At 69.4% G+C, this 17,558-nt stretch carries 6 protein-coding genes; 4 read left to right on the top strand and 2 right to left on the bottom strand.

The annotated features are described in order from the left end of the window. Nucleotides 1-28: 28 nt before the first annotated feature. From ACWDPV_RS18220 to ACWDPV_RS18210, 3 genes are all read left to right on the top strand, one after another. The gene (locus tag ACWDPV_RS18220) at nucleotides 29-1,783 is read left to right on the top strand and encodes a DEAD/DEAH box helicase (RefSeq protein ID WP_449744099.1); all 1,755 of its coding nucleotides are present in this window, start codon (nucleotides 29-31) and stop codon (nucleotides 1,781-1,783) included. Nucleotides 1,784-1,945: 162 nt separating this feature from the next. Beyond that, complete coding sequence (locus ACWDPV_RS18215) at nucleotides 1,946-2,278, top strand: rhodanese-like domain-containing protein (RefSeq protein ID WP_348803282.1); 333 nt, start codon at nucleotides 1,946-1,948, stop codon at nucleotides 2,276-2,278. 127 nt (nucleotides 2,279-2,405) lie between these two features. Next, on the top strand, nucleotides 2,406-6,575 hold the full coding sequence (locus ACWDPV_RS18210) for an AAA domain-containing protein (protein ID WP_449744098.1): 4,170 nt from the start codon (nucleotides 2,406-2,408) through the stop codon (nucleotides 6,573-6,575). A 16-nt stretch (nucleotides 6,576-6,591) separates the two neighbouring features. On the opposite strand, the gene ACWDPV_RS18205 is transcribed toward ACWDPV_RS18210, so the two are convergent. Next, a complete protein-coding gene (locus tag ACWDPV_RS18205; RefSeq protein WP_449744097.1) occupies nucleotides 6,592-7,410 on the bottom strand; it encodes an SIR2 family NAD-dependent protein deacylase in 819 nt (272 codons plus the stop codon). Continuing rightward, nucleotides 7,407-7,832, bottom strand: coding sequence for an HIT family protein (locus ACWDPV_RS18200; RefSeq protein ID WP_449744096.1), 426 nt, complete (start codon nucleotides 7,830-7,832; stop codon nucleotides 7,407-7,409). The genes ACWDPV_RS18205 and ACWDPV_RS18200 overlap by 4 nt, the downstream gene beginning before the upstream one ends. 490 nt (nucleotides 7,833-8,322) lie before the next feature. On the opposite strand from ACWDPV_RS18200, the gene ACWDPV_RS18195 reads away from it, so the two are divergent. Further along, on the top strand, nucleotides 8,323-17,556 hold the full coding sequence (locus ACWDPV_RS18195; RefSeq protein WP_449744095.1) for a fatty acid synthase subunit beta domain-containing protein: 9,234 nt from the start codon (nucleotides 8,323-8,325) through the stop codon (nucleotides 17,554-17,556). Nucleotides 17,557-17,558: the final 2 nt, after the last annotated feature.

Genomic DNA, 17,558 nt, shown 5'->3' with positions numbered 1-17,558 from the left:
TTATCTCGATGAACGGGACACGCAGACAATGACCGATCAGCCCGACACCGATTCGCCGTCGATGAGCTTCGACGACCTCGACATCGACGACCGCGTTCGCAGCGCGATCGCCGAGGTCGGCTATGAGACCCCGTCGCCGATTCAGGCGGCCACCATTCCACCGCTGATGTCCGGCCGCGACGTCGTCGGACTCGCGCAGACCGGCACCGGCAAGACGGCCGCATTCGCCATCCCGATCCTCTCGCGGATCGATCCGGCGCTGCGCCGTCCCCAGGCACTCGTCCTGGCGCCGACGCGCGAACTCGCGTTGCAGGTCGCCGAGGCATTCGGAAAGTACTCGGCGCACATGCCCGACGTCCGCGTGCTGCCGATCTACGGCGGCCAGAGCTACGGCGTGCAACTCGCCGGGCTCAAGCGCGGCGCGCAGGTGATCGTCGGCACCCCCGGCCGTGTCATCGATCACCTCGACAAGGGCACCCTCGACATCTCCCAACTCGAGTACCTGGTGCTCGACGAGGCCGACGAGATGCTCACCATGGGCTTCGCCGAGGACGTCGAACGCATCTTGGCCGAGACTCCCGACGACAAGCAGGTGGCGCTCTTCTCGGCCACCATGCCCAGCGCGATCCGCCGGCTGGCCCAGCGGTACCTGCACGATCCGCAGGAGATCACCGTCAAGGCCAAGACGGCGACGGCGCAGAACATCACCCAGCGCTACCTGCAGGTGTCCCATCAGCGAAAACTCGACGCGCTGACCCGTTTCCTCGAGGTCGAGTCCTTCGACGCGATGATCGTCTTCGTCCGCACAAAATCGGGCACCGAGGAACTCGCCGAGAAGTTGCGCGCACGTGGCTTCTCGGCCGTGGCGATCAACGGCGACATGGTGCAGGCGCAGCGTGAGCGGACCATCAATCAGCTCAAGGACGGCACGATCGACATCCTGGTCGCCACCGACGTGGCCGCCCGCGGACTCGACGTCGAGCGCATCTCCCACGTCGTCAACTACGACATCCCGCACGACACCGAGTCCTATGTGCACCGCATCGGCCGCACCGGACGCGCCGGCCGATCGGGCAACGCGTTGCTGTTCGTCTCGCCGCGGGAGCGTCACCTGCTGCGGGCGATCGAGCGGGCCACCCGGCAACCGCTCACCGAGATCGGATTGCCGTCGGTCGAGGATGTCAACGCCCAGCGGGTGGCTCGCTTCGCCGACTCGATCACTGAGAACCTCGGTTCGGACAACCTCGACATGTTCCGCAAACTCGTCGAGGACTACGCGCGTGACAAGGACGTGGCGATGGCCGACATCGCCGCCGCGCTGGCGCTCGAGACCCGCGACGGCGGCTTTCTGATGGCACCCGACCCGCCCGCGGGAGAGCGGCCCGAACGCCGCGAACGCGCCCCACGCAAAAGCGGCGGCGGATTCGCCACCTACCGCATCGCGGTGGGCCGCAAACACAAGGTGTCGCCCGGCGCGATCGTCGGCGCGATCGCGAACGAGGGCGGACTCACCCGGGGTGATTTCGGCAACATCAGCATCCGCGACGATTTCTCGCTGGTGGAACTGCCCGACAACCTCGATCGCGAGACGCTGGAGTTGCTGCGCAACACCCGGATCGGCAAGAACCCGATCGATCTGCGCAAGGACATGGGCCCCCCGCGTGGTCGGGGCGGCAACAAACGCACAGGTCAGGGGCAGCGTGGGCGCGACGGTCACAACTCCCGTGGGGACGGCTGGGGTAAGCGGGGTTCGCGCCACGTCGCCGGACGGCCGCGGAACTGACCCACTGACCCGGCGATCCGCGACGGTGGCTCCGGCGTGTCCGGGTTGAGGCGATGTTGGGCGTTTCGAGATTTTTCCGTAACCTTTGTCGGGGGGATCGCGGGCGACCGTGTTCGCGCCCCCGTCGTACAACATCTCAGCAACATCAGGAGTGAGTCCCCAGTGTCAGTGGTGGATCCCATCTCGGCAGCCGAAGCCATGTCCCACACCCGCCGCGGCGATGCCGTGGTTCTCGACGCGCGCCCGCAGGTCGTGCGGCATCAGGGGAGCCTGCCCGGAGCGGTCGTCGTCGAGCCGACCGATGTCCGCGAGCGCCTCGCGCCCACGCCGTCGGGCACCTTCCCGGTGATCGGTCACCCCGACACCGAGATCAACGTGGTGTCGGTCTCGTCACAGGCGCCTCGCATCGCCGAACAGATCGCCGACCTCGGCTACACCAATGTCCACTACATCGACGGCGGCTATCGGGCGCTGCGCAGCAACCCCGGATCGTAATCGGCGTCCTGCCGCCCCGGCGGCGGCTTGATAGCGTGATGGGTCAGACCCGACCGGAGGTGACCGACGGCCAGACTCGCCCGGTCATCGGCCGGTTGGACGATCTGCGCAGGAGGACACCACGCTCATGACCGAGGAGGAGCATCGCGCGCATCGCCGCGATCAGGTCTTCGGCCTGCTCGGTTTCTTCCGTGACCTGCTGGCCTCCCGCGGTCATGACGTGGCTGACGTCGGCGAGCACCCGGCGGTCCTGCCGGTGGGGCCCGGCACCCCGATAGCGATTCGGTCCGGTGCGGCGGCCGGTCAGCTCGTCGTCGAACTCGGGCTCGATCACGTCGGATACGACAGTCTGTCGGCGATGGTCGACGACCTCACCGAGTCGCCCCAGTCCCGGGAACTCGTGCTGGCCGCCGGCCTGCTGACCGTGTCGTCGCCGGATTCGGCGGATGCGGCCGGCACCCCCACGATCCGCGAGTACCTGCTGACGCAGCCGGTGGTGGCCGAGCGGGACCCCGATCGGGGCACGATCCGCGTCGCGGTGGCGGCGGGATCGGTCCCGACCCTGCACGACGCCCGACTCTTGTCATCGGTCGAGGGCATCGACTTCCAGAACACCGCGAAGGTGCGCGCGAAGATCGAGTCGTTGCCCAGCCCGCTCCATCCGAAGGCCGACGATCTCCTGCACGATTGGGTTTCGCGTGTACGGACCGACGCGGCCGTGTCGGTCGAGGTGGAGTTCGTCGGAGCGCTGGTTTGCCGGCGACGCAGTCCCGACGCGCTGCTCGACTTCTACGAGACGATTCTCACCCGACTGCGCGATACGGCCGAGGAGGACATCCCCATCGGGCTGGCCCAACTGGTGGCGCCGATCGAATCCGACGAGCGGCTGGCTGCGCTGGCAGCGTCGGGCGCGATGCCCGCCGAGGATCTCGTCGGCGATGCGCTCTTCCCGCTGCCCGCCAACGTCGAACAGCGCGACGTCTTCGCCCAACTCGGTGTCGACAGCGGTGTCGTCGTCGAAGGGCCACCGGGCACCGGGAAGACCCAGACCATCGCCAACGTCGTGTCGGCGCTATTGGCCAAGGGACAGCGCGTCCTGGTGACCAGCGAGAAGCCCGGAGCGCTGGCCGTCCTCCGCGACATCCTGCCGCTCGAGTTGCAGGCCCTGACGGTGTCCACCGCCGACATCACCCGCGACCGCTTCGAATCGATGGTCTCGGGTGTCGAGGAGATCGCCGAACGCAAGGCAACCTACGTCGAAGGCGTCGGCACCGCCGAGATCGATGACCTGACCGCGCGCCGGGAGCAGGCCATGGCCCGCCGGGAACGTGCGTTACGCGGACTCTGGGAGCTGCGCCGCGCCGAGACCGAGATCCACGAATGGGTGGCCGGCGACTATCGGGGCACCGCCGCGCAGGTGGTCCGTGACTGCAACGCCCACGCGGCGCGATACGACTGGCTGCCGGGACCCGTCGAGGGGGCACTGCCGCCGCTGGAACCCGCCGAGTTCACCCGGGTGCTGGAGTTGTTGCGCACCACCAGGAATCAGCCTTCCCGGCAGGCCCAGCGCTTCGTCGACCTCGACGACTTTCTGCCCGATCCGGCCCGGATGGATCAAATCTGCGCGCGTATCGCGCATCGCCCCACCGAACCCATGGTCGGTACCGGCTCGTTGATGTCGATCCTGTCCGGTGTCGACAGCGCCCGATTGATGCGGCTCAAGGAGATCTGCGATCGGCTCGGCGTGGCCGCGACCGAGGTGGCGGCCTTTCCGCCGGCCATGGTCGACATGGCCGACCGCCTGCTCGCCGGTGAGGCCACCCATCTGTGGTCGCGTGTCACCACCCTGTCGCCGGTCATCGCCGACGCAGCGCGCCGAGATCGTGACCTCGGCGCGCAGGCGGTCTCGGTCGACGGTGCACGCCCCGGGGATGGCGAGTTATTCGCCGCCGCAGCCGCTTTCCTGCGTGGCGGGGGCCGCTGGCGTGGCCGCATGCGGCGATCGGAGGCACAGCGGGCCGTCGAGGAGTCCGGGGTCGCGGCCACCGTCGACGGTCGCGTACCCACCGACGAACGGTCGTTGCAGGCCGTCGCCGATCACCTCGCCGTGTTCGACGCGGTGTACCACGCGCAGCGGGTGCTCGCCGATCTGCACGTTCCGGTCGACGTCTCCGGAAGTCGGTCATCACAACTGAATCGGCTGGTCGGACTCGACGAGCGCCTCGGGTGGATCTCGACGCTGTTGTCCGAACGCGACGCGCTGGTGCGCGAACTCGAGGCGATCAGCCCCGGCGGGCCCCGACCGCGCAGTGTCGCCGAGGCGGTGGCCGTGGCCCACGACGCCGGTGCCATCGCGGCGGCCAACGACGCCCTGCTGGCCGAGAAGGAACTCGGTGACCACGTCTACGCGCTGGCCCCCGAACTCGAACGCGGGCCGTCCGCGGAGGGGGATGCGCTCATCGCGGCACTCGCGAGTGCGGACGCCGATGCCATCCAGGCCGCGCGACGGGCCGTGGTGGCGGCCCGGACGCAATGGGAGGACCAGTCGGCCCTGGACCTGCTGATCCTTCGATTACGCAGCAAGGCACCGGAATTCGCGGTCATGCTGGCCGAGTCCGCCGACGATCCCGCGTGGGACGGGCGCCTGCGTGAGGTGCGTCGCGCATGGGACTGGCGTCGGGCGCGGACGTGGGCGGAACAGCGCAGCGACCCCGACGGCGAACGGCGGTGGTCGGCAGCGCTCGACGAGTCCGAGGCCGATCTGGCGCAGCTCACCACCCAGTTGGCCGCAGCCCGCGCCTGGCGGGCGTGCCTGTCGCGGGTGACGGTCGCACAGATCCAGGCGCTGCAGTCCTACCGGGACCACATGATCAACCTGGGCAAGGGATCGGGGAAACACGCACACCGCTTCCGGGCCGCGGCCCGGGAAGCGATGACCGAGGCCGCCGCCGCCGTGCCGGCGTGGGTGATGCCACTGGCCGAGGTCGTGGAAATTTTCCCGGCACAACAGAACTCCTTCGACGTCGTCATCGTCGACGAGGCCAGCCAAACCGATGTCACGAGCGCCTACCTGCTGTGGCTTGCACCCCGGGTGATCGTCGTCGGCGACGATCGCCAGTGTGCGCCCACCGGCCTGTCGGGCACCACCCTCGACGACGCCTTCGCCGGCCTCGACTCCCACCTGCCCGATCTGCCCCACTACCTGCGTGACGGGCTGACCCCACGGTCGAGTCTGTTCTCCTTGCTGCGCAGCCGATTCGGGCATGTCATCCGGCTGCGCGAACACTTCCGCTCGATGCCGGAGATCATCGGGTACTCCTCGGCACAGTTCTACTCCGACGCACCGCTGATCCCGGTCCGCCAGCACGGCGCCGACCGACTCGACCCGCTGCGGACCCAACTCGTCGACGGCACCGCGTCCGGGCAGGGCAACACGCTGGTGAATGAGGCCGAGGCCGCTGCGCTTGTGGAGGTACTCGTCGAGTGCCTCGCCGACAGTGCCTACGACGGAATGGATTTCGGCGTCATCGCGCTGCAGGGCACCCGGCAGGCCGAGATGATCACCCGGTTGCTGCGTGAGCGAGTGGACGATGCGCAGTGGCGTCGCCGACGGATCCGGGTGGGGACGCCCCCGGATTTCCAGGGCGATGAACGACGCGTGATCTTCCTGTCGATGGTGGTCTCCGATCCCGGCGCCATCGCGGCGCTGACCCGGGCCGAATCCCAACGTCGCATCAACGTCGCGGCGTCGCGCGCGATGGACCAGATGTGGTTGTTCCACTCCATCGCGCTCGACGACCTCGGCGAGGGCGACCTGCGCAGATCGCTGCTCGATTACCTCGAGGCGAACCAGGGCCCCGCGATCGATCCGATGCCCGTCGACATCCCGGACGACCGGCGGGTCGAACCGTTCGAGAGCCTCTTCGAGCAGAAGGTGTTCAACATCCTGTCCCGTCGTGGGTACCACGTGACGCCGAAGGTGGTGGTGAACAACCGATGTATGGATCTGGTGGTCACCGGCGCCGACGGTCGGATGGCGGTGGAATGTGACGGCGACGAGTTCATCACCACCGGTGCGCAGGCACGTTCGGACATGGAACGCGAACGCGAGCTACGACGGTGCGGTTGGGAGTTCTGGCGCGTGCGTGAGTCGGAGTTCGAACTCGATCCCGACACCGCCCTGGCCGGACTGTGGGATGCGCTCGACCGTCGCGGCGTGAAGCCGGGGTCGGTGCCAACCGGCCCGGCGCGATCCGAAATCTCTTGGCAGCCGATCGATCTCGCGTCAGGGGAGTAGCGCGGGGTCGGTTCTCTCACCGCTGGACGAGGGCGCTCACCACCGCGGGCAGGGCGGTGGCCGCGGTGGCCCGCAGATGATGTGATGCCGCCGCGGACAGCGCCGAGGGCTCCGGGTTGATCTCGACGACAGGCTCACCGGCCGCCGCGGCGCGCTCGGGCAGCGACGCGGCCGGGTACACCACTCCGCTGGTTCCCACCACGATCACCAGATCGGCTGCGCGGAAGGCGCTTTCGGCACGTTGCCAGGCGTCTTCGGGTAGGGCCTCACCGAACCACACCACGCCGGGGCGGACCCGCCCCCCGCAGATCGGGCAGGACGGCGGTGTCCTCCGGGACGTCGGCGGGGTGTCGAGATCGGAATCGGGTTCGGACCTGTCGAGCATGGCGTCGGGGTCGTACGGCGTGGCGCACCGGGAGCACCGCGGTGCGAAGAGGCTGCCGTGCAGGTGACTGAGCACCGGGGTGCCGGCGCGCTCGTGCAGATCGTCGACGTTCTGGGTCACGATCATCACCGCACGTGCCTCGGAATCGCCGGAGTCGTCGAGTCCCGCGGTCGGCAGATCGGCGAGGGCGTGGTGGCCCGCGTTCGGCTCGGACCGTCGCACGAGTCGGGCGCGCCACCGATACCAGGCCCACATCAGGTCCGGGTCGGCCTCCCATGCCTCGGGGGTGGCCAAGGAGGCCGGATCATAGTTCTCCCACAGCCCCACCTGCGCATCGCGGAAGGTCGGGATACCACTCTCAGCGCTCATGCCGGCGCCGGAGAACACGGTGATCCAGCGGGCCTGCGCGGTGAGGGCGACCACCTCGTCGAAGGCGGCGGAGGTCGTCACGGCAGGGTGCCCATCGCCTCGCGCAGGATGGCGGCGGTCTCGTCGGGGTTCGGGTCGCGTCGCACGAGGAGTCCGCGGACGAATCGGATGCGGTCGCCGTCGGCGCGCGGAAGCACGTGCAGGTGGGTGTGAAACACCGTCTGGAACGCCGCGGAACCGTCGTTGAGGGCCAGATTGATGCCGTCGACCACCAGGTCGGAGACCTTCATCGCGGCCGCGATCCGTCGCCCCGCGGCCCACATGCGGGCGCCGTCGTCGATGCCCAGGTCGGTGAGTCCGCCGGAGTGGGTGCGCGGGACGACCAGGGTGTGTCCGCGCATGATCGGGCGGATGTCGAGGAAGGCGACGACGTGGTCGTCGGCGTAGATCTGCCGCGCCGGCGCGGCGCCGGTCACGATGTCGCAGAATACGCAGTCGGTCATAATCACCACACCCTACGGGTCCGGCCCGACGCACATCGGAGGTGGACGCTCGACCCACTCATACGACAACGCGCGCGGACGTGTTTCACCTCACATAACGATTAGATAACAGACCATCCCTGACCTGCGGAACGCTCGCTCGGTGCGGCAAAAGCGCCCGTGAACTGCCGCAACCCACCGGGGTGTGACGGGCCACTCGGTGGACGCCTGTGTTACCCGCGAGATTACCGACCGGTATACCGCGGGGTCAGTTCGGAACATGAGGAATCCCTCACTTTTGTGTGCCATGATTGGTCCCACGAACACGTCGACGGTGCTTCACCGATGAATGCCGTAGCCCCAAAGGACTTGTGGTACAGGCGCGTTCAGTACAACAGAGCGACGCGAGGCCAGCCCGCAAGCCAACGGGTGGTGGTCGCGATGACGCACGCCCTGACTCGGCGTCGTCGTCGGTCGCACCCCAATCCGGACACAACCCACAGGAGTTCATGTGACCGTCGATCACCACCGCACCGGAACCGCCCGCGCCCAGACCGGCCCCTCGGAGAGCCTGATCGATCGGCTCGAGAACGGCGAGGCCTACGCGATCAGTTTCGGCGGGCAGGGCTCTGCGTGGTTGCCGACGCTGGCCGAGCTGGTGATCGACGCCGATCTCGAACATCGGGTGTCGGCCGTGGTCGAGGCGGCCGAACGACTCGTCGAACCGGTCGCCGACGCGATCACCATGGCGCGCCCCGACGGCTTCCATCCGCTGTCCTGGGTGCACGCCATCGACACCGGTGAGCAGGTCCCCGCCGACGCCGAACTCGCCGACTTCACCCTGTCGGGTCCCGGTGTGCTGCTGACCCAGCTGGCAGCCATCGAATCGCTGAAGAAACAGGGCCTCGACACCACGAGCCCGGCACCGGTCACCGTCGTCGGCCATTCCCAGGGCTCGCTGGCGACCGGCGCCATCGGTGCCGACGGGCACGTCGCCGAGTCCGGGCAGGGCCTGCTGCTGGCCGTCGCCCACCTCGTCGGGGCGGCCGGAACCATCATCGCGCGTCGCCGCGGACTCGCCACCACGAGCGAGGGCTCACCCATGCTGGCGATCACCGGCATCCGCCCCGAGCGGATCGACGCGCTGCTGCAGGAGTACCGCGCGAACCTCTCCGTCGGTGAACTCGCCGCCGCCCCCGTCGTCGCCATCCGCAACAGCCGCACCTCGGTGGTGCTGTCCGGCGCACCGCGCCATCTGCGGGCCTTCGCCGAGCGCTGCGAGCAGGTCGCCGAGGCCGAGGCCGCCGACCGCAAGCGCAAGGTGATCGGCGGCGCGCCGTTCGACCCCACCACCGACCACCTCCAGGTCAGTGTCGCCTTCCACCACCCCGGGATGGCCGACGCGGTCGATCTCGTCGGCGAATGGGCTGCGCTGTGCGGAATCGACGTCGACCTGGCATTGCGGCACGCCCGTTCCATCCTGGTCGAGCCGGTCGACTGGGTCGCGACCGTGGACTCCGTCATCGACGCCGGCGCCCGATGGATCCTCGACTTCGGCCCCGGTGACCTCGCCACCCGACTCTCGGCGCCGCTGGTCCGCGGTCAGGGTGTCGGACTCGTGGCCGCGGCGCTGCGCGGCGGTCAGCGAAATCTGTTCAGCCCCGCCGGTATTCCCGAGGTTGCGCGCCCCTGGTCCGAGTTCGCCCCGACCATCGCCGAGCTGCCCGACGGCCGTCGCGTCGTCGAAACATCCTTCACCAAGCTGACCGGCCGCTCGCCGATGCTGCTCGCCGGCATGACCCCGACAACCGTCGACCCCGCCATCGTCGCAGCCGCCGCCAACGCCGGCCACTGGGCCGAGCTCGCCGGTGGTGGACAGGTCACCGAGCAGATTTTCGCCGACAACGTCGCCACCCTGACCGACCTCCTCGAGCCGGGCCGGCTGGCACAGTTCAACGCACTGTTCCTCGATCCCTACCTGTGGAAGCTGCAACTGGGCGGCAAACGCCTGGTGCAGAAGGCCCGCGCCCAGGGCGCCCCGCTCGACGGTGTGATCGTCTCCGCCGGTATCCCCGAACTCGACGAGGCCGTCGCCCTCGTCGACGAATTCGTCGAGGCCGGACTGCGTTTCGTCGCCTTCAAGCCGGGCACCGTGGAGCAGATCCGCTCGGTCATCCGCATCGCCGCCGAGGTGCCCCACCACCCGGTGATCGTCCAGATCGAAGGTGGACGCGCCGGCGGCCATCACTCCTGGGAAGACCTCGACGACCTGCTGCTGGCCACCTACGGCGAACTCCGCGCCCGCCCGAACATCGTCGTCTGCGTCGGCGGCGGTATCGGCACACCGGAACGTGCCAGCGCCTACCTGACCGGCGCCTGGGCCACCGACCACGGCTACCCGACGATGCCGCTGGACGGCATCCTCATCGGCACCGCGGCGATGGCCACCCTCGAGGCGACCACCGCACCCGAGGTCAAGCAGTTGCTCGTCGACACCGTCGGCTGCGACGAATGGATCGGCGCAGGCCACGCTACCGCCGGAATGGCTTCCGGCCGAAGCCAACTCGGCGCCGACATCCACGAGGTAGACAACGCCGCGTCGCGCTGCGGTCGCCTGCTCGACGAGGTCGCCGGTGACGCCGACGCCGTCGCCGACCGCCGGGACGAGATCATCGCCGCCATGGCGCCGACCGCCAAGCCGTACTTCGGTGACGTCGCCGAGATGACCTACCGGCAGTGGCTGGAGCGTTTCGCGACCCTGTCGGTCGGTGCGGCCGACGCCGATCAGCTGCCGTGGGCCGACATCACCTGGAAGCAGCGCTTCGTGGAGATGCTGCGCCGCACCGAGGCCCGGATGAACCCGCTCGACTCCGGTGAGATCCCGACGATGTTCGCCGACGTCGCCAGCGTCGAGGATGCGCATGCCGCGATCGATGCCGTCATCGGCGTCTACCCGGCCGTCGAGGTCGACATCCTGCATCCCGCCGACGTCGCCTTCTTCCTCGACCAGTGCCGTACCCCGGGCAAGCCGGTCAACTTCGTCCCGGTCATCGACAAGGACGTCCGCCGGTGGTGGCGCAGCGACTCGCTGTGGCAGGCGCACGACGCCCGCTACGGCGCCGACGCCGTCTGCATCATCCCCGGTCCGGTGGCCGTCGCCGGTATCACCCGGGTCGACGAGCCGGTGGGCGATCTGCTCGACCGTTTCGAGGCGCAGGTGGCCACCGACCTCACCGACGCCGGCGCGCAGCCCGTCGCGATCGACTCACGCCATCGGGCCGGGCTGGTCGCCGACGCCGGCTCGATCACCACGGTGCTCGAGGCCGACGACGTCAGCTGGGCCGGCCGCATCGTCCCGAGTCCCGTTGCCCGCCTGGGTGATCGCGACCGGTGGACCGTCGTGTCGCCCGAGCGCGCCGAACACGAGACCTCCGGTGCCGTGTTGGAGAAGGTCGACGACGAGCGCTTCGACCTGATCATCCCGATCTCCTCGGCCGCGGTGCGCATCCCGATGCGGATCGACTCGTCGGTGCGCGACGGGGGCAGCCCGCTGGTGCTCGCCGACGATGCCGCCGCCGCGATGCGGGAGATCTTGACCGTCGCCGCCGGTGGGTTGCTGGCACAGGTCACCGACGGTGCCTCCACCACCACCGTGTCGTGGAACCCGGATTCGGTGGCCGACCACGCCGCCGTCACCGGTTACACGATGCCCGCGCACCTGCATCCGACGACGCCGTCGGAGCCCTTCGGTTTCGCGGTTCCCGACACCCTGGTCGGCGCCTGCTGGCCGAGCGTGTTCAGCGTCATCGGCGCGGCCACCACCGACGAGGGCTGCTCGGTCATCGAGGGTCTGCTCGACCTCGTCCATCTCGACCACGTGGTCCGCCTCGTCGGCGACATCCCGACCACCGCAACTGATCTGACGGTCACCGCGACCACCGGAACCGTCGCCGACACCGAGGTCGGACGCGTCGTCGAGGTGGCCGTCGAGGTGCGTGCCGGCGATGCGACGATCGCGACGATGGATGAGCGCTTCGCGATCCGCGGACGCCTCGGCGCCGCCGAACTCACCGACCCGGCGCGGGCCGGCGGAGCGCTCGACGACGAGGGTTCGGCCACCCGCAAGACCCTGCGCGTGGTGACCATCACCGCGCCGTCGCGGATGACCGGTTTCGCCGGCGTCTCGGGCGACCGCAACCCGATCCACACCGACGCCTCCGCGGCCCGTCTGGCGGGTCTCGGCGACCCGATCGTGCACGGCATGTGGTTGTCGGCGGCAGCCCAGCAGGTCGTCACCGCCACCGATGCGAAGAACCCCATCCCGTCCCCGCGTCCGCTGATCGGTTGGACCGCACGGTATCTCGGCATGGTCCGTACCGGTGACGAGATCAGTGTCCGCGTCGACCGCGTCGGACTCGACGCCGGCCGCGAGGTCGTCGAGGTCACCGCCAAGGTCGGCGACGACCTCGTGATGAGCGCCACCGGACTGCTCGCCGCGCCGCGTACCGTCTACGCGTTCCCCGGCCAGGGCATCCAGAGCAAGGGCATGGGGCTCGACGCCCGCTCGCGGTCGAAGGCCGCACGCAAAGTGTGGGATCGCGCCGACAAGCACACCCGCAAGGCGCTGGGCTTCTCGATCCTCGCGGTCGTGCGGGACAACCCGACCACCCTGATCGCCAACGGCACCACCTACAGCCATCCCGACGGTGTGCTCAACCTGACGCAGTTCACCCAGGTCGCCATGGCGACCCTGGGCGTCGCGCAGATCGCCGAGCTCAAGGAGTCGGGCGGTTTCGTCGAGGGCGCCATCACCTGCGGGCATTCCGTCGGTGAGTACAACGCGCTGGCCGCCTGCGCCGGAGTGCTTCCGCTCGAGGCCGTGCTGGAGGTCGTCTTCCAGCGTGGCGAGGCCATGCACCATCTCGTTCCCCGAGATGAGCAGGGCCGCAGCGACTATCGGATGGCCGCGATCCGGCCGAGCCAGTTCGGTCTGGCCGACGAGGATGTCGCCACCTGGGTGAGCGAGTTCGGTGACTCGGCGGGCGAGTTCCTCGAGGTCGTGAACTTCAACCTGCTCGGCTCGCAGTACGCGCTCGTCGGTACGGTGCGTGGCCTCGAGGTGCTCGAGGAGGAGATCGAGCGCCGTCGTCTCGAATTCGGGGGCAAGCGCTCCTTCATCCTGGTGCCCGGCATCGATGTTCCCTTCCACTCCACGGTGTTGCGTGCCGGTGTCCCGGAATTTCGCGGCAAACTCGACGCGCTGCTGCCCGAGGAGTTCGATCCGTCGATCCTCATCGGCCACTACATCCCGAACCTGGTGCCGCGGATGTTCAACCTCGGTCGGGACTTCGTCACCGAGATCGCCGAGTTGGTCCCCTCCGACCCGCTGAATGCGGTTCTCGCGGATTGGGATTCGTGGTCCGCGCAGCCCGCCAAGCTGGCCCGCGTCATCCTCATCGAACTTCTCGCATGGCAGTTCGCCAGCCCGGTGCGCTGGATCGAGACGCAGGATCTGCTGTTCTCCGGCACCGAACGTGACGGCCTGGGCATCCAGCGCTTCGTCGAAATCGGACTGAAGGGCGCGCCGACCCTGTCGGGACTGGCGACCAACACCCTCAAGCTCGATGCCTACGGCTCGGCCACCACCGAGGTCGTCAACCTCGAACGCGATTCGGATGTCATCCTGGCCAAGGACTCCGGCCCCGAACCGGAGGACGAGGCCGACGAGCCGGCCGCCGATGCGGGTACCGAGAGTGCCGCCCCGGCAGCGGCCGCCGCACCTGCCGCCGCGCCCGCCCCGGCCCCGGCCGCGGCTTCCGGACCCCGTCCCGACGACATCTCCTTCGGCCCGGCGGATGCGGTCAAGGCCGTCATCGCGCTGTGGACCAAGATGCGGGTTGATCAGATCGGTGGCGCCGACACCATCGAGGCGTTGTGCGACGGGGTGTCCTCACGCCGCAATCAGCTGCTCCTCGACATCGGTGGTGAACTCGGCCTCGGTGCCATCGACGGTGCCGCCGAAGCCGACATGGGCGCGCTCGCCTCGACCGTGGAGAGCCTGGCCCGCGGCTACCGCCCGCTGGGCACGGTGCTCACCGACGCGGTCGGCGACCAGATCCGCAAGGTCATCGGCCCGACCGGCAAGCGCCAGTCCTACATCACCGACCGGGTGACCGGTGTCTGGCAGCTGGGCCCCGGCTGGGCCCTGCACACCCAGGTCGCGCTCGCGTTGGGCAGCCGCGACGGCGCCAGCGTTCGTGGCGGTGACCTCGGCGACCTGCTCGACGGCGCGGTCGCCAACACCGACGCGCTCGACGGCCTGATCGACCGGGCCGTCGTCGCCGCCGGTGCCGCCCGCGGGATCGCGGTGGCCAAGCCGGCCGCCGAATCCGGCGGTGGGGCCACCGTCGACGCGGCCGCGCTGGGCGAGTTCACCGAAGCGATCACCGGCCGCTCCGGGGCGCTGGCCTCGGCCGCGAACACCCTGCTCGCCAAGCTCGGTCTGATCGAGGAGGTCTCCACCCCGGAGGCCGCCGACGATCCCAATGCCGTGGTGGCACAGCGGGTCAGTGACGAGCTCGGCTCGGATTGGGCGCGCACCGTGGCACCGGCCTTCGACGAGGCCAAAGTGGTGCTCATCGACGACCGCTGGGCCACCGCGCGAGAGGATCTGGTGCGTCTGTGGCTGGCTGACGAGGCCGACCTCGATGTCGACGCGCAGGTCGCACGTTTCGTCGGCGCCGGTCACACCGTCGCCGAGCACGCCGGCTGGTGGCAGTCCAAGGCGGCCGCGGAGGGACATCCGGTGCATGCCCGCCTCTACGGTGCCATCGCGGCCGCCGCCGAGGAGCCCGGTCAGGGGCAGTTCGCCGATCAGGTCGCCGTGGTGACCGGCGCGAGCAAGGGATCGATCGCCGCATCGGTCGTCGCGGGCCTGCTGGCCGGCGGCGCCACCGTGGTGGCCACCACCTCGCGCCTGGACTCGTCGCGACTGGCGTTCTACAAGAAGCTCTTCCGTGACAACGCCCGCCACGACGCGGCGCTGTGGGTGGCGCCGGCCAACATGGCCGCCTACACCGACATCGACGAACTCGCGGCCTGGCTGGGCGGTGAGCAGACCGAGAACCTGGGCGGGACCACCGCGGTGGTCAAGCCGGCGATGAAGCCGACGCTGCTGTTCCCGTTCGCCGCTCCGCGGGTGGCCGGTGACCTCACCGACGCCGGCGGCCGTGCCGAACTGGAGATGAAGGTGCTGCTGTGGTCGGTTGAGCGACTGATCGCGGGGCTCTCGGAGATCGGTGCCGACCACGACATCGCCGCCCGCCTGCACGTGGTGCTGCCGGGCTCGCCCAACCGCGGCATGTTCGGTGGTGACGGCGCCTACGGCGAGAGCAAGGCCGCCCTCGATGCGCTCGTGACCCGTTGGGGCGCAGAGGAATCCTGGGGCTCGAAGACCACCCTCGCGCACGCTCTGATCGGCTGGGTCAAGGGCACCGGTCTGATGGGCCACAATGACGGCATGGTCGACGCCGTGGAGGCCGCGGGTGTGCGCACCTGGACCACCGACGAGATGGCGGCCAACCTGCTCGGACTGTGCGACTCCGACACCCGTGTCGCGGCCAAGGAGGCGGCGGTCATCGCCGACTTCACCGGCGGTCTGGACCCGTCGATCGACCTGAAAGCCCTTGCCGGAGCGGCGGCCGACGCGGTCGAGGAGGCCGACGAGGATGCGGCCGATGCCCCGGTCACCGTCGCGGCCCTGCCGGCCCCGGCACGCGCCACGGTGGGGATGACCCCGCAGTGGCCGAGCATTGACGCCCGGCCGGAGGACATGGTCGTCATCGTCGGTGCCGGTGAGCTCGGGCCGTACGGCTCGGCGCGCACCCGCTTTGAGATGGAGGTCGACGAAAAGCTCTCCGCCGCAGGTGTTCTCGAACTCGCCTGGAACACCGGCCTGATCACCTGGGACACCGCGCCCAAGCCGGGCTGGTACGACACCGAATCCGGTGATCCGGTGGCCGAGGCCGACATCGCCGAGCGCTATCACGACGTGGTCGTCGAACGCTGCGGCATCCGTCGCTACGCCGACGACGGCGCCATGATCGACAACACCTCACCGCTGCTGACATCGGTGTTCCTCGACGAGGACCTCACCTTCTCGGTGTCCTCGGAGGCCGAGGCACGCGCCTTCGCCGCCGCCGACCCGGAACGCACCCGCGTCGTCGCCGACGAGGAGTCCGGCGAATGGCAGGTCACACGACTGGCCGGCACCGAGATCCGGGTGCCGCGCACGTTCACCCTGACCCGCACCGTCGGTGGTCAGATCCCCACCGGATTCGATCCGACTCGCTGGGGCGTCTCCGCCGACATGGTCGAGTCGATCGACCGGGTGGCGCTGTGGAATCTGGTCGCCACCGTCGACGCGTTCCTGTCGTCGGGCTTCACCCCGAGCGAACTGATGCGCTGGGTGCACCCCGGTCTGGTGGCCAACACCCAGGGCACCGGCATGGGCGGCATGACCTCGATGCGCGAGCTCTACATCAACACCATCCTCGGTGAGTCCAAGGCCAACGACATCCTGCAGGAGGCCCTGCCGAATATCGTTGCCGCCCACGTGGTCCAGTCCTACGTCGGTAGCTACGGTGCGATGATCCACCCGGTCGCCGCGTGCGCCACCGCCGCGGTGTCGGTGGAAGAGGGCGTCGACAAGATCCGGCTCGGCAAGGCACTGTTCGCGGTGGCCGGCGGCTTTGATGACCTCGGCATCGAGGGCATCGTCGGATTCGGTGACATGTCCGCGACCGCGGAGTCGGCCAAGATGGCCGCCCGCGGAATCGACGAGCGCCGCTACTCGCGGGCCAACGATCGCCGACGCGGTGGATTCGTCGAATCCCAGGGTGGCGGAACGATCCTGCTGGCCCGCGGCGACGTCGCGGCGCAGATGGGTCTGCCGGTCCTCGGTGTGGTGGGCTGGGCGCAGAGCTTCGGCGACGGTGTGCACACCTCTATCCCGGCCCCCGGCCTGGGTGCGCTGGGTGCGGCGCGCGGTGCGCTGAGTTCGCCGCTGGCCAACGCGCTCAATGCATTGGGTGTCTCCGCCGACGACGTCGCGGTGGTCTCCAAGCACGACACGTCCACGCGGGCCAACGATCCCAACGAATCCGAACTGCACGAGCGGCTCGCGGCGGCGATCGGCCGGAGCGAGGGCGCGCCGCTGTTCGTGGTGTCGCAGAAGTCGCTGACCGGCCACGCCAAGGGTGGTGCCGCGGCCTTCCAGCTCATCGGGCTGTGCCAGGTGCTGCGCGACGGCGTCATCCCGCCCAACCGCAGTCTGGACTGCGTCGACGAAAAGATGGCCGAGTACCCGCATCTGGTGTGGGCACGGGAGACCCTGCGTCTGGGAGATCGCTTCCCGCTCAAGGCCGGTCTGCTCACCAGCCTCGGCTTCGGTCACGTATCGGGACTCATCGCGGTCGTCCATCCGGAGGCGTTCATCGCCTCCCTGGATCCGGCCGAGCGGGATGAGTACCGTCGCCGGGCCGCCGAGCGGGAGCGCAACGGCAGCCAGCGTCTGCTGCAGGCGATGTGCGGTGGCGAGGCCGCCTACCGTCGTCCGCCGAACCGCCGGTTCGACGAGGCCCGTGACGAGCACGACGCCGAGGCCGACCTGCTGCTGGATCCGGCTGTGCGCCTGGGCACCTCGGGTGCCTACGGCGATGCCGTGTCCGGATCGGGCGTGAGCTGAGA

This window comes from Gordonia sp. NPDC003504 (genome assembly GCF_053587995.1).
This window is presented reverse-complemented; position numbering and strand designations above follow the sequence as displayed.